This is a genomic window from Bacillus sp. 16GRE42, from assembly GCF_019837435.1.
Classification (GTDB): Bacteria; Bacillota; Bacilli; order Bacillales; family Bacillaceae_G; genus Bacillus_A; species Bacillus_A wiedmannii.
Map to the genome: position 1 here is coordinate 1,387,824 of NZ_JADAXF010000001.1, position 15,287 is coordinate 1,403,110.

Annotated in this window: 13 protein-coding genes; 3 read left to right on the top strand and 10 right to left on the bottom strand. The window is 37.0% G+C overall.

Annotated elements, in window-relative coordinates; translation table 11 throughout:
• The 10 genes from rsmB to ILS93_RS07130 form a co-directional block, all read right to left on the bottom strand.
• A complete protein-coding gene (rsmB, locus tag ILS93_RS07085; protein ID WP_064474995.1) occupies positions 1 to 1,335 on the bottom strand; it encodes a 16S rRNA (cytosine(967)-C(5))-methyltransferase RsmB in 1,335 nt (444 codons plus the stop codon).
• Positions 1,332 to 2,276, bottom strand: coding sequence for a methionyl-tRNA formyltransferase (gene fmt / locus ILS93_RS07090; protein ID WP_000598793.1), 945 nt, complete (start codon positions 2,274 to 2,276; stop codon positions 1,332 to 1,334). Before fmt ends, rsmB begins: the two co-directional genes overlap by 4 nt.
• A gap of 23 nt (positions 2,277 to 2,299) precedes the next feature.
• Complete coding sequence (def, locus tag ILS93_RS07095) at positions 2,300 to 2,770, bottom strand: peptide deformylase (RefSeq protein WP_000279468.1); 471 nt, start codon at positions 2,768 to 2,770, stop codon at positions 2,300 to 2,302.
• Positions 2,771 to 2,781: 11 nt separating this feature from the next.
• The gene (gene priA, locus ILS93_RS07100; protein WP_064474994.1) at positions 2,782 to 5,187 is read right to left on the bottom strand and encodes a primosomal protein N'; all 2,406 of its coding nucleotides are present in this window, start codon (positions 5,185 to 5,187) and stop codon (positions 2,782 to 2,784) included.
• The gene (coaBC, locus tag ILS93_RS07105; protein ID WP_000911721.1) at positions 5,184 to 6,389 is read right to left on the bottom strand and encodes a bifunctional phosphopantothenoylcysteine decarboxylase/phosphopantothenate--cysteine ligase CoaBC; all 1,206 of its coding nucleotides are present in this window, start codon (positions 6,387 to 6,389) and stop codon (positions 5,184 to 5,186) included. Before coaBC ends, priA begins: the two co-directional genes overlap by 4 nt.
• Before the next feature lie 172 nt (positions 6,390 to 6,561).
• Positions 6,562 to 6,774 (bottom strand): DNA-directed RNA polymerase subunit omega, encoded by a 213-nt coding sequence (gene rpoZ / locus ILS93_RS07110; RefSeq protein ID WP_000933964.1) that lies wholly within the window; start codon positions 6,772 to 6,774, stop codon positions 6,562 to 6,564.
• 2 nt (positions 6,775 to 6,776) lie between these two features.
• Positions 6,777 to 7,394, bottom strand: a complete 618-nt coding sequence (gene gmk / locus ILS93_RS07115; protein ID WP_001257740.1) for a guanylate kinase — start codon at positions 7,392 to 7,394, stop codon at positions 6,777 to 6,779.
• Positions 7,395 to 7,407: 13 nt separating this feature from the next.
• Positions 7,408 to 7,671: an extracellular matrix/biofilm regulator RemA gene (gene remA, locus ILS93_RS07120; RefSeq protein ID WP_001251456.1), complete on the bottom strand. Its 264-nt coding sequence runs from the start codon at positions 7,669 to 7,671 to the stop codon at positions 7,408 to 7,410.
• A gap of 67 nt (positions 7,672 to 7,738) precedes the next feature.
• The gene (locus ILS93_RS07125) at positions 7,739 to 8,614 is read right to left on the bottom strand and encodes a YicC/YloC family endoribonuclease (protein WP_064474993.1); all 876 of its coding nucleotides are present in this window, start codon (positions 8,612 to 8,614) and stop codon (positions 7,739 to 7,741) included.
• 99 nt (positions 8,615 to 8,713) lie between these two features.
• On the bottom strand, positions 8,714 to 11,437 hold the full coding sequence (locus tag ILS93_RS07130; RefSeq protein ID WP_064474992.1) for a calcium-translocating P-type ATPase, SERCA-type: 2,724 nt from the start codon (positions 11,435 to 11,437) through the stop codon (positions 8,714 to 8,716).
• A 105-nt stretch (positions 11,438 to 11,542) separates the two neighbouring features.
• Between ILS93_RS07130 and ILS93_RS07135 the strand changes: the two genes are divergently transcribed.
• From ILS93_RS07135 to ILS93_RS07145, 3 genes are all read left to right on the top strand, one after another.
• Positions 11,543 to 13,255: an Rqc2 family fibronectin-binding protein gene (locus tag ILS93_RS07135; RefSeq protein ID WP_222660256.1), complete on the top strand. Its 1,713-nt coding sequence runs from the start codon at positions 11,543 to 11,545 to the stop codon at positions 13,253 to 13,255.
• Positions 13,256 to 13,594: 339 nt separating this feature from the next.
• A complete protein-coding gene (locus tag ILS93_RS07140; protein ID WP_222660258.1) occupies positions 13,595 to 14,665 on the top strand; it encodes a M24 family metallopeptidase in 1,071 nt (356 codons plus the stop codon).
• A gap of 83 nt (positions 14,666 to 14,748) precedes the next feature.
• Positions 14,749 to 15,273: a DinB family protein gene (locus ILS93_RS07145; protein ID WP_064474989.1), complete on the top strand. Its 525-nt coding sequence runs from the start codon at positions 14,749 to 14,751 to the stop codon at positions 15,271 to 15,273.
• The last annotated feature ends 14 nt before the right edge of the window (positions 15,274 to 15,287 follow it).

The following is a 15,287-nucleotide window of genomic DNA, read 5'->3' on the forward strand; positions in this document are numbered from 1 at the left end:
CTACACCTTCTTCCTTAAACAAGCAATATAAAAGCCATCTGTTGCAAAATAATGCGGTAAAATTCGCACTTGACCTTCATCAATATGCGGATTTAACTTTTCTGGCATGCGATCTTTTATCGTAGTATCCCATTCAAATTCAGGATGCTCTTGTAAAAATTGCTTTATTACTTGTTCATTTTCTATTTTTTCTATTGTGCACGTACTATAAACAAGGCGACCACCTTGTTTTAATAACGGTGCTATTTTTTCTAGTATTGCAAGTTGAATCGTCGATAATCTTTCACTATCGCCTTTATTTTTACCTAACTTAATATCAGGTTTACGTCTAATCACACCAAATCCAGAACATGGTGCATCTACTAATATTTTATCAAATGTTTCATTCGCAAAGTGTTCTTGCACTTTTCTAGCATCTAGTGCTTTTGTTTCGACATTTTCTAGACCAAGTCTCTCTGCTTGTTGTTTAATTAAACGTACTTTGTGTGCATGTAAATCAAGAGACATAACTTGACCTGTTCCTTTTAATCGCTCTGCAATGTGCGTTGTCTTTCCGCCCGGAGCAGCACAACTATCAAGAACTACATCTCCCTCATTCGGTTCTAAAGCGCGTGCTACAAGCATAGAACTTTCATCTTGAATAGAAAGAAAACCTTTTTTGAACGCATCTGTATGCGCTACATTCCCTCTTTCAATTTGAATTGCATCCTCTGATAAATCGCCGCGCTTCGCTTCTATACCTTCACCAGCCAACAACTCAATTGCTTCTTCTACTGTTATTTTATCAACATTTACACGCGCTGTTGGTACCGGAGGTAACATGTTCACTTCACACATTTTCTCTGCTGTCTCTAAACCATATTCAGAAGCCCAGTCTTGCACAAGCCACATTGGATGACTTGTTGCAATTGCCAAACGTTCTATTGGATCCTTGATTTCATCTACAGAAGGTACCCCTTCTCTCTGAATCGAACGTAATACCCCGTTTACCATACCAGCAATCCCTTTATGCCCGCGACGCTTTGCAATTTCAACTGCTTCATGAATAGCCGCTCTTTCTGGCACTCGGTCTAAATAAATCATTTGATATAAAGATAAGCGAAGTAATACTCTTACCCACGCCTCAACCTTCTTTTTTAAAAAAGGCTGTAAATAATAATCTAATGTGTCACGACGTTGAATCGTTCCATATACAATTTCAGTTAACAAACCAATATCTTTTCTATCAATTGCATTTTTTTCAATTAGATTATTTAAAAGTAAGTTACTGTATGCACCACTTTTTTCTACTTGAATTAAGCCATCAAGAGCTAACTCACGAACATTTTGTCTCATGCATTTTCTCCTAACTTCGTTCCAATTTCAGGTTTTGTGCCACGTAAAAATTGCGAACAACTCATACGTTTTTTACCAGAAGGTTGCAATTCAGTGATTTTAACACCTGTCTCATTCCCTGTTGCAACAACAAATCCATCTTCTTCAAGAGCTACTATTGTACCTGGTTCAGCTTTCTCTGTAATAGAGACCTTTTCTCCCCACCATACTTTAATAACTTGTCCTGCCAAAGTCGTATAAGCGACTGGCCATGGATTCAATCCGCGAATGTGATTGTATACTTCTTCACCTGTTTTTGTCCAATCAATTTTCTCTTGCTCACGTTTTATATTATATGCAAACGTTACTTCTTCTTCGTTTTGTTTAATTGGTTCTAACTTACCTTGAATTAATAAAGGTACTGTTTTAGATAGAAGGTGTGCCCCTGCTTCACTTAACTTATCGAATAAAGAGCCTGTCGTTTCACGCTCTTCAATCTCGACTTCTACTTGCGTTAAGATATCACCAGCATCCAATTTCTCTACCATATACATAATTGTAATACCCGTTTTTTCTTTACCTTCCATAATTGCATAATGGATTGGTGCACCACCACGAAGTTCAGGTAGTAAAGACGCATGGACGTTAATACATCCATACTTCGGTGCTTCTAAAATTTCATTTGGTACAATCTGACCGAAAGCAGCTGTTACAATTAAATCTGGCTCTAATGCCAAGACTTGTTCATATTCGTCTTTTTCACGAATTCTTAACGGTTGTAACACCGGAATACCATGTTTTTCTGCTTCAACTTTAACAGGTGTAGGTGTTAATACTTTTTTTCTACCTACCGGACGATCGGGCTGCGTCACAACACCTATTACATCATAGCCATCTTCGATAAGACGACGAAGCACCGGCACTGAAAAGTCCGGTGTTCCCATAAATACTACTTTTATCATTTAAAAACCGCTCCTTTTAATACCTATTCTAATTCGTTTTCCTCATAATATCTTGTCACTTTTGATGTAAATAACACACCGTGTAAATGATCGATTTCATGTTGAATTGCACGTGCTAAAAATCCTTCTGCTTCTAGTAAAAATACTTTACCTCGGCGATTTTGCGCACGTACTTTAATATAATCCGCACGTTCCACTTCACCATAAAGTCCCGGGAAGCTTAGACAGCCTTCGGGACCTACTTGTTCACCACGTTTTTCTAGTATCGATGGATTGATTAACTCGATTTTCCCCGTATCATCACCGATATCAACTACCGCAACTTGCAAGCTTACACCTACTTGAGGCGCAGCTAAACCGACCCCGTCCGCAATTAACATTGTTTCATGCATATCTTTCAACAATTTCACTAACTTTTTATCAAAGTTAATTACTCTTTCGCATGGTGTTTCTAACACTTCATTTGGATGCTTTACTATTTCTAAAACTGCCATATTTCCCTCCGCTACATTAACATTGTTGGATTAAAATCAATTGAGATTTGTAGCTCTTTTTGCATTTCTGCTTGATAATGTTCATTTACCATTTTGAGCACGTTCTTTAAGTTTGGTTCCCGTTTGTATTTTATCATGCATTGATAACGATATCTATCTTTTATCCTTGGAATTGCTGAAGCAACCGGTCCTAACACCATTGTTTGCTGCGTGCAGTGTGCCCGTAAATGACCGACAATTTTTTCCGTCACTTGCACTGCCTTTAATAATTCTGGATGCGATACTGTTACAAGTACAACATAGTAATAAGGTGGATATTGTCTTGTTCGTCTCATTTGCATTTCTTGGTCAAAAAACACATCATATTGTTGGTTCTTTGCTAACTCTATACTGTAATGTTCTGGTGTATACGTTTGAATTATAACTTCCCCTGGCAATTCATGTCTGCCTGCTCGTCCACTTACTTGCGTCAATAACTGATACGTCTTTTCACTCGCTCGAAAATCAGGTAAGTGAAGCATCGTATCTGCAGTTAAAACCCCGACAAGCGTTACTTTAGGAAAATCTAACCCTTTCGCAATCATTTGTGTTCCAAGTAGTATATCTGCTTTTTCTTCCCCGAACGCCTTTAATAATTTTTCATGCATTCCTTTGCGACTTGTCGTATCTACATCCATTCGAATGACTCGTGCCTCTGGAAATAGTTTTGTAATTTCTTCTTCTACCTTTTGTGTACCTGTACCAAAGAAACGAATATATGTACTTTGACAAGCAGGACACTCAGTCGGCATATTCTCTTCGTGACTGCAGTAATGACATTTTAAACGATGGTTCATTTTATGATATGTCAGCGAGATATCACAGTGCGGACATTGTACAACATACCCACAATCACGGCACATAACAAATGTAGAATGACCTCTTCTATTTAAAAAGAGCACCATCTGTTCTTTCTTTTCTAATCGATCTGCTATTTTTTCATGCAATGCCTTCGAAAACATGGAACGATTCCCGTCACGAAGTTCCTCACGCATATCAACAATCTCTACTGTTGGTAAAGCTTGTTTATTCATACGTTTTTCCATCGTTAGTAATTCATACACACCTTTTTTCGCTCTTGCAAACGATTCAAGTGTCGGTGTTGCACTACCAAGAACGATAGGACATTTATGATATTGCCCCCTCCACACAGCTACATCCCTTGCATGATACCTCGGATTATCTTCTTGCTTATAGCTCGATTCATGTTCCTCATCAATAATAATAATCCCTAAATTTTCAAAAGGAGCAAATACAGCTGAACGTGCACCAACTACAACTTTCACTTCTTTTCTTAAAATCTTACGCCATTCATCATATTTTTCTCCAACAGACAGCGCACTATGAAGAACCGCAACTTGCGAGCCAAATCTGCCTTTAAAACGATCTACCATTTGAGGCGTTAGTGCAATTTCAGGAACAAGCACAATAGCTTCTTTCCCTTTCGCGAGCACCGCTGCTATAGATTGTAAATATACTTCTGTTTTTCCGCTTCCTGTAACACCATATAGTAAAAATGGATTGTAAGTTTCATTTGTAATTGATGATAAAATCGGTGCAATAACTTGCTGTTGTTCCTCCGTAAGTGGGAATGGTTTCGTTTGTTCAAAATCATCATCGTCATACGGATTTCGGTACACTTCCACATATTTTTCTGAAATTAGCCCCTTTTTAACAAGTGCCTTAATCGGAGCGTCTGTTATTTGCAACTCTTCTGTTATCACTTTCAACGGCACACTTTTATAATTTTCCACAAAATAATAGAGTACATCTTGTTGTTTTTTACTTTTCAGTTCAAATGCTGCTAATTCCAATCGATCTTCTGACAACTCAGGTTGAACGACTCTTTGTTTCTTCTTTTGCACTTTATCTTTTACCTGATAAACAACTTCAATCGTGCCATTTTTAATTTCTTGTTGAATCGTTCGGTATAGATGCGGCTGCGTCTCAATAGCTTCCCAATCTATCGCTTCTTTGTCTTGAAATAAAAACAGTAGTTCAGGTGCTACTTCTTCTTGTTTACGAAGTTGTAGACGCTTTTTATACGTAGCTTTTATCGCCGTTGGAAGCATGACTTGAAAGGCTGAAATCATATAACATAACGTTTCGCTTGTAAGCCAATATCCAAGCTTTAATAATTCCTCGTTTAAAACTTGTGTTACATCTAATATTTCATGGATTGTCTTTAGCTTCTTACTTTCTACTTCAGCCGAATCTTTGATCCCAATAATAAAGCCTTGCAATTTCCTTGGGCCAAATGGAACTACTACACGCATGCCTGTCTGGACAATATCTTCCCACTTTTTAGGGATAATATAATCAAATGGTCGATCTGTCTGACGTGCAGGTACATCAACAATTACACTTGCAAATTTCATAGACGATCATCTTCTAACATCATTTCAATTTGCTTTAATATTTCACGAGCAACCTCTTTCTTCGTTAAAAGTGGTAACTCGATAACTTCTCCATCTTTTCTATACATTGTTACAATGTTTGTATCTGTACCAAATCCAGCTCCTTGTGCCTTTACATCGTTCGCAACAATCATATTCGCATTTTTCTCACGTAATTTTTTTGTCGCGTATTCCTCTACCTTTGTCGTTTCAGCCGCAAAACCGATAAGTAACTGTTTATCCTTCATCTCACCTAACGTTTTTAAAATATCTACTGTTCTCTCGAGTTCGATTACAGCATCACCATTTTTCTTTTTCATTTTATTATCATGAACATATTTCGGGCGATAATCTGCAACTGCTGCTGTTTTAATGACAACATCTACGTTTTGATACTGTTGCAGAACTACTTCTAACATATCTTGTGCAGATTCCACTTGTACCGTATTTACATGTAATGGTGGGTTTAATGCTGTCGGTCCCGAAACAAGTATGACATCAGCACCTAAGTTCGCTGCCACTTCCGCAATTGCATATCCCATTTTCCCAGAAGAAAAATTGGTCATAAAACGCACTGGATCAATCTTTTCACGAGTTGGGCCGGCAGTTATTAATATTTTTTTTCCTTGCAATGGTTTTTGTTCTGAAAAAGCCTCTTCTAACCGTGCAATAATTGCTTCTGGTTCTTCTAGTCTTCCCTTCGCAACATAACCACACGCTAAAAAACCTTCTCCAGGCTCAATAAATGTATATCCTAACGTTTTTAACGTCATCATATTTTTTTGTACAATTTTATTTTCATACATATGCACATTCATAGCAGGTGCAATCCACACTGGGGCTGTAGTAGCTAACAAAGTAGTTGTAATCATATCGTCTGCAATACCACCAGCTAACTTTCCAATACAATTGGCAGTAGCAGGTGCAACAAGTACTACATCTGCCCAATCTGCTAAATCGATATGTGCAATAACAGCCGAGTCTTTCTCATCGAATGTATCTGTATATACGTCATGGCGAGAAAGTGCTTGAAATGTAAGAGGCGTAACAAACTTCATTGCAGACTCACTCATCATTACTTTTACAATAGCACCAGCTTGTGTCAATTTACTAGTTAACGCAGCCGCTTTAAAGACCGCAATGCCTCCTGTTACACATAGAAGTATCTTTTTCCCTTTTAGCATATGGCTCGTCCTCTTTCTTTTTCAAACTTATAATACTGAAACAGAATTCCCAGCTCGTCAGTACCAATATTTCTTCCCTATCGTAAAAAAATAACAACCTACTTGTAAATAGGTTGTTACCGTTACATAGAAAATTATAAAGTCTATGTTTTAATTTGTCGAAAAGAATGCCTTAATCGATGATTTTGTCTTCGCTTGGTACATATTTTAATACTTCTGCATCGATTTCTTCTAATGATTTACCTACACATTTATGAGAAACAGGTTGCTCGATAACACAGTTATCAGCAAGTTGCATTTCACGCGCACGTTTTGCAGCTACTGTTACAAGTGTATATTTAGAATCGATTTTTGTTAATAATGAATCAATTGATGGATTTAACATAATTATAGACCCTCCGTCATTTCTTTATAATATTTTGCTACTCTTTCGCGGCGGCAATGTTCACCAACCACAATTGCTTTAATTCTTTCACAAGCTAATTCAACTTGATCGTTTTCTACAACATAGTCGTAAGCGTCCATCATTTCGATTTCTTCTTTCGCTACCGTTAAACGATTTTCAATAACATCTTCAGTTTCTGTACCACGGCCGACAATACGGTTCTTTAGTTCAGATAAACTTGGAGGTGCTAAGAAAATAAATACACCTTCTGGGAAAGCTTTCTTAACTTGAATTGCTCCTTGCACTTCAATTTCTAAGAATACATCTTTTCCTTCTTGTAATGTTTTTTCAACATAGTCGATTGGTGTTCCGTAATAATTACCTACGAACTCAGCCCACTCAAGTAATTTTTCATTACGAATCATTTCCTCAAATTCTTCTCTCTCTTTAAAGAAATAATCCACACCATCAACTTCACCTTCACGTGGCTTACGTGTCGTTACTGAAATGGAGTACTGAAAACGTGTATCCTCATGACTAAATAGCTCTTTTCGAACCGTTCCTTTACCAACCCCAGAAGGTCCTGAAAGAACGATGAGCAATCCTCTTCTACTTCTCATAAATATGTAAAACCTACCCTTCCTCACTTAAATCTTCTTTATTATTCAAACGATGTGCAATCGTCTCTGGCTGAATTGGACTTAATACCACATGCCCATCATCCATAACAATAACCGCCCTTGTTTTTCTCCCATACGTAGCATCAAGCAAAGCATTATGTTCGCGTGCTTCCTGTACTGTTCGTTTAATAGGAGCTGACTCCGGACTTACAATAGCAATAATTCGATGAGCAGATACAATATTTCCGTATCCAATATTTAAAAACCGCATGGCCATAGTTTGCGCCTCCTAGTAAGTCTATCCGATTTCTCCACCACGTATAACTTTATATATTTTTTGAAAGCTACTCAATATTTTGTACTTGTTCACGAATTTTTTCAAGGTTATTTTTCATTTCTACAACATATTTTGAAATTGTTAAGTCATTTGCCTTAGAACCAATCGTATTAATTTCTCTATGCATCTCTTGCACGATGAAATCCATTTTCCTTCCAACAGGCTCTTCAATCTGCAGTGTTTCACGAAATTGCTCTAAATGACTTTGCAAACGAACTAACTCTTCGTGAATATCACAACGCTCTGCAAAGATTGCGACTTCTGTTAACAATCTTTGTTCATCTAGATCTTGATTATGTAATTCTTTTAAGCGATTTTCTAATCGTTCACGATATTTTTGTGTAACAATCGGTACATGCGGAATAATTGCATTTACACAATTGTGAATCTCTTGTAAACGATACGCTATATCTTTATGTAATCGTTCTCCTTCGCCATCTCTCATCGTTTTTAACATATGAGCAGCTTGGCGAACAGCCTCATATAAACCGTTCTCAAATTGTTCATTTACATTTTCTACTTCTTCAATCGCTGTTACTTCTGGCATTTCCATTAATTGCTGAAGTGTAATAGAATCTTGTAATTGAAATTTTCCTTTTATATCTTCCATAATCAATTGGTACTGCTCAAGAAGCGACCAATTCACACTTAATTTTCTTTCAACAAGTCCTTCACCCGTTATACTAATAGACACTTCAATGCGTCCACGCCGAACTTGTTCTGCAATTATTTTACGAATTTTGTCCTCAAATATCATCATTTGCTTCGGAAGTCGAATACTCATCTCTAGAAAACGGTGGTTCACCGATTTCATTTCTACTGTAATTTGAAAAGTATCATTTTCTACTTTCGATCTTCCAAATCCTGTCATACTACAAATCATTTTTATCACATCCAAGCCATGAAATAACTCAATGAAAAAGGTAATAGAGACAAGGCTCTACTACCTTCTGTAAATTATATCACATTTTCATATCATTGACTATTTCAAGTTTAATCCCTTCTTATATAATATTGGCTTTTCCTTCTTCCCCTTTTTCCCTGTTAATAAAGAACCTACTAATAAGAAGGTCGGAATTGATGACAAACCTCCAATTAACAACCAATCTCTCGCTTGTATTGGCATTGTACTAAAGATCGGTTGTAGCGGTGGGTAATATATAACCACTAACATTAACAGTAAAGAAATGATAACCGCTCCTACTAAATACACGTTCCCAAACGGATTACGGTGGAAGATAGAATGTTCACTTCGGCAGTCAAATACATGAATAAGTTGTGCAAGTACCAACGTCGCAAACGCCACAGTTTGTGCATATTTCAATTCATTTGGATGTTGATTATATGCAATAATAAACGCCACTAACGTCACTGCTCCAATTAGAAAGCCACGACTTATAATTTTCCAGGCAAGCCCTCTAGCAAATACCCCTTCTTTCGGATGACGCGGCGTTCTCTTCATCACGTCTCCTTCCGCCTTATCCAATCCTAATGCCATCGCCGGTAATCCGTCAGTAACTAAGTTCACCCATAAAATTTGAATGGGAACCATCGGCAGCGGTAATGCAAGTAACATTGCAAATAACATGACTAAAATTTCTCCTACGTTCGATGCTAATAAATAACGGATAAACTTACGTATATTCTCGTATATATTTCTACCTTCTTTAATTGCTGATTTAATCGTAGCAAAGTTATCATCTAGCAAAACAAGAGAAGACGCTTCTTTCGCAACGTCTGTCCCTGTAATTCCCATCGCTATCCCAATATCCGCTGTTTTTATAGCCGGAGCATCGTTTACTCCATCACCTGTCATCGCTACTATATGCCCTTTATTTTGCAACGCCTTAACAATTTTCAATTTATGTTCAGGTGATACTCGAGCAAATACATACGTGTCTTCTACAACACTTTCTAGTTCCTCTACATCCATATTCGCGAGTTCTACTCCTTCAACAACACGTCCACCAGGTGGTAAAACCCCTAATTGTTCCGCAATTGCCATTGCTGTCACTTTATGATCTCCTGTTATCATCACTGTTCGAATACCAGCTTCTCTGCACTCTTTTACAGCCTGTTCTACCTCTGGTCTTGGCGGATCAATCATTCCCTGTATCCCGACCAACATAAAATCTTTTTCAACGTCTCTTTCATGTTCAATAGAATCTGTTACTTTTAATGGCTTAAATGCAACTGCAATTGTTCGAAGCGCTTGACTACCTAAACTATGAATAGCCGCCTGTACTTCTTTTCTATACAACTCACTTATCGGTTGTTGCTTATCCCCCCATAAAATCGTTTGACTCATTTGCAGGAGGACATCTGGTGCTCCCTTCGTAACAAGAAACTTTTTCCCCTCTCTATCTCGCACAATAACACTCATCATTTTTCGAGTTGAATCGAATGGAAATTCACGAATGATTTCAAATTTCCCTTTCAGTGCCTCACGCGTTATCCCCGCCTTCATTGCTGCAGCTACTAGTGCTCCCTCAGTTGGATCTCCATCTAATACATACGCCTTTTTCTTTTGAATAATATTTGCGTTATTACATAGTGAACCAAATGTGAGTAGTTGATACAATGCTTTTGTTTTAGCTGGATCACATTCTTTTTCACCTTTCAAAAAAGAGCCATTAGGTTCATACCCTTGACCCGTCACTTTCCATAACTCTCCACCTGACCACATATGTGTTACCATCATTTTGTTTTGCGTCATTGTTCCTGTTTTATCAGAACATATAACAGAAGCGCACCCTAACGTTTCTACCGCTGGTAACTTCCTTACAATTGCTCTCTTTTTAATCATACGCTGTACACCAAGCGATAAAGCTACTGTAACGATTGCTGGTAATCCTTCAGGAATAGCAGCAACAGCTAGCGACACGCCTGCTAAAAACATATGGTACACTTCATTCCCTTGATACACACCGGCTAATACGACAAGCGCTGTCAAAATAAGAGCCACAATAATTAATATTTTCCCGAGTTGCTCTAATCTTCTTTGCAGTGGTGTTTCCATTTGCTCTGCATTTTGTAACATATTTGCAATTTGGCCCATCGCTGTATTCATACCAGTTGCTACAACGACCCCTGTTCCAGCTCCTCGTGTAATCATCGTACCCATAAAAGCCATATTTTTTTGATCACCAATTGAAACATCTTGCCCCTGCAGAGCTTCTACCTTCTTCTGCACCGGTACTGACTCTCCTGTCAAAGCTGATTCTTCGATATATAAACTTGATGCCTCAACAAGACGTACATCCGCCCCAATACGATCACCACTAGAAAATTTAATGATATCACCTAAAACAAGTGCTTTAGACGGTGCTTTTACCCACTTTCCATTCCGCATTACAGTAACTTGCGGGGCGGCTAGCTCTTTTAAAGCTTCCAGTGATTTTTCAGCCTTTCTTTCTTGAAAAAAGCCAAGAATACCATTGATAATAACAATCGCAACAATCGCAATAGAATCAATGTATTCCCCTAAAAAAGCCGAAACTACTGTTGCACCAAATAAAACAAGTACCATAAAATCTTTAAACTGCGCCAAAAATACCATCAGTGCAGAAGGCCTTTTGGCTTCATCTAATTCATTTGTACCAAATTTTTTTATTCGCCCTTCTGCTTCCTTCTCTGTAAGTCCAACCTTCACATTCGTATTCGTTCTTTCTTCCACTTCGTGTGCGCGCATTCCATACCAGTTCATCCCGCTATCGACCTCCTGATTCCAGACATACTCTATTGAAAGCTTATTCAGCCTCGTCCAAAAAAATGCTATAATTAACTTTTAGTTAGAAAGGAGTGTTCATTTATGGCATTCGATGGATTATTTACAAGAGCAATTACACATGAAATTGCAAATTCTCTTTACACAGGAAGAATTTCCAAAATATATCAACCTTCAAAATACGAGATTTTATTACATATTCGAGCAAACGGAAAAAATCAAAAACTAATTCTTTCCGCTCATCCGACATATGCACGTTTACACTTAACAAATCAAAATTACGATTCACCTGCACTTCCGCCAATGTTTTGTATGCTTCTCCGCAAGCATCTAGAAGGTGGTTTCATTGAAAAAATTGAACAAATTGATTTAGAGCGCATTATTCAAATCACCGTTCGTAGCAGAAATGAAATTGGTGATGAATCGCTAAAAACATTAGTAATTGAAATAATGGGACGACATAGTAACATCATTTTGGTAGACACAAAAACAAACAATATTTTAGATAGCTTAAAACACGTTTCTTTAGCAGTAAACCGCCATCGAACTGTATACGCTGGAGCTGAATATATTGCACCACCAGCACAACATAAAATTAACCCACTTCAGATTGAAACAAATGATGAATTTATTAGACCGCTAGACTTTCTATCTGGAAACATGGATAAACAGCTTGTCGGCACCTTTACGGGAATATCGCCGTTATTCGCAAAAGAAGTAGTGAAAAAAGCAGGTATGGTAAATGAAAAAGCATTAGCGGACGCATTTTTCTCCATACAAAAACCATTACTAACTCATACATATTCACCAACAATGACTACTTCAAATGGGAAAGAATTCTTTTATCTTTTCCCTCTTGCACACTTGCAAGGAGAAGGTAAGATATTTTCATCTGTTAGTGAATTGCTAGACCGTTTCTTTTTCGGAAAAGCAGAGCGCGACCGTGTAAAACAACAAGCTTATGATTTAGAGCGCTTTATGCAAAACGAAAAAAATAAAAATGTGAAGAAACTCATTAAACTAGAAAAAACATTACAGGATGCCGGAAAAGCAGATAAATATCAACTATTTGGAGAACTACTTACAGCCAATATGTACGCTTTGAAAAAAGGTGATAAAGATATTGAAGTCGTTAACTATTACGACGAAAATGGCGGAACTGTAAAAATTACATTAGATCCTTTAAAAACACCATCTGACAATGCGCAACGCTATTTCCAAAAGTACCAAAAAGCGAAAAATTCAGTTGTTGTTGTAGAAGAACAAATTGAAAAAACAAATGAAGAAATTCTTTATTTTGATAGCTTACTTCAACAAATGGAAGCTGCTTCTTCAAAAGATATTGAAGAAATTCGTGAGGAATTAGCTGAAGAAGGTTATATGCGTAATCGTAAAACGAAAAACGCAAAGAAAAAGCCTACTAAACCAGTATTGGACAAATATTTAGCAAGTGATGGCACAGAAATTTTCGTCGGTAAAAACAACAAGCAAAATGATTATTTAACAACGAAGTTTGCCCGTCGTGATGAAATTTGGTTACATACGAAAGATATCCCTGGGTCTCATGTTGTCATTCGTTCTCTTGAACCTACCGAAGAAACTGTGTTAGAAGCTGCTAAAATCGCTGCCTATTTCAGTAAAGCAAAAGATTCTAGTTCTGTTCCTGTAGATTTCACTAAAATACGCCATGTCAAAAAACCGAGTGGTGCAAAACTTGGTTTTGTTACGTACGACAATCAGCAAACCGTATATGTAACACCTGATGCTGATACTGTAATGAAATTAAAGCGTAAATAAAAAAATGCGTTGCTTATAAGCAACGCATTTTTTATTTATTTTCAATTTAGTTGCTATATCCATTCAATATTGTCAAAAAAATTGACAGTGTCATTTCACATTTGTATAAAATTTTTTACAGCATGTAAATAAAGTACAAGTGTAACTCCAATCAATATTTTTTCATCCCCCTGCTATTTATTGAAGCAATCTGAATTTTATAAACAAACCGTCTCCCACAAATGGCGGGCTATTTTCTTATCTCCCCTAAAATATATGTTTTCCCTACTATCCTTTCTTCAAATATACATTTTGGCACACTATTTGCTTTATTAAATACTGTGAATAGGGGGAATTAACATGACTTTAAAAATTAATAAAATCCAAAATCAACTACAAAACTATGAAATTGACGGGTTACTCATTACAAAAAAAGAAAATCGCCAATATGCAACAGGCTTTACAGGTAGTGCTGGCGTCGTCTTAATCTCTGCGGATAAAGCTGTTTTTATAACTGATTTTCGCTATGTAGATCAAGCGAAATCACAAATAAAAGATGCTGAAATTATTATGCATACAGGAAATTTAGAAAAAGAAATTGCAAATCAAGTATCAAAATTAAACATTCAAAAACTCGGAATTGAAGAGAACAACATGACATTGCAACAATATAAAAACTTACAAAAATGTGTACATGTGGAAATAGTTCAAGTGTGCGAAATCATCGAAAATATTCGTATTATTAAAGACATGCCGGAAATAGAAACAATGAAAATCGCAGCTAATATTGCTGACGAAGCATTTCACCACATCATTACGTTTCTAAAACCAGGAATAAGTGAAAATGATGTACGAGATGAGTTAGAATTTTTCATGCGAAAAAAAGGGGCTACATCCTCTTCATTCCAAATCATTGTAGCTTCTGGCGTTCGTTCTTCACTTCCTCATGGAGTTGCATCAAATAAAATAATCGAGCGAGGCGACATCGTTACATTAGATTTCGGTGCACTTTACGATGGATATTGTTCCGATATAACTCGTACTGTAGCAATCGGAGAACCATCAGAAGAATTCAAAAAGATATACAATGTTGTACGAGAAGCGTTAAAGCGTGGAACTAAAGCAATTAAGCCTGGAGAAACTGCGAAAAGTATCGATGATATAACGAGAGATTACATTACAGAACATGGATACGGTCAATACTTTGGACACTCTACTGGTCATGGTCTTGGGTTAGAAATACATGAACCTCTTCGCCTATCCCAAGAAAGTAAGGCTACTTTAGAAGAAGGTATGGTTGTTACAGTTGAACCTGGTATTTACATACCAAACTGGGGCGGTTGTAGAATTGAAGATGATATTGTCATCACAAAAGACGGATATGAAGTTATTACAAAATCAAATCGGGAACTAATTGTGATTCCTTGTTAAAATCATGACCTTTTTAAAAGGAGTTTTTCTCTGCACATAGAATTCTTTCTCTGGAGTCATCGTTTAAAGAGGGGGAATTTTAATTGAATTTTGTAATCGACAAGATAGATGGTTTGCATCCTGAATTTTCCAAAATTGTTTCCATGATGAATTACGCTCGCTATACAACAATGCAAGCAGTGGAAGGTTTAACAATTGAAGAACTTGATTATTTATATGATGAGGAAGCAAACTCAATTGGTATGCTTTTGTACCATATGGCTGCTATTGAATTTTACTACCAAATTCATACTTTTGAAGACCGTGAACCAACGGAAGCTGAATTAGAACGGTGGTTACCTGCTATTGAATTAGGGAATCTTGGACGCGAGAAAATCAAAGGCAACTCTATAGAATTTTACATACATACATTGCAAGAAGTACGTTCCAAAACGATCGAGACTTTTCAATCGTTACCTGATGAATGGCTATTTAAAACGACAGATTTCTGGTATGACAAACCCGCAAATAACTACTTTAAATGGTTTCACGTTTTTGAAGATGAAATCAATCATCGCGGACAAATTCGTTTAATTAAAAAGATGCAAAAAGCTCATTCAGTAAAGTAAGAAAGTGCCACCAG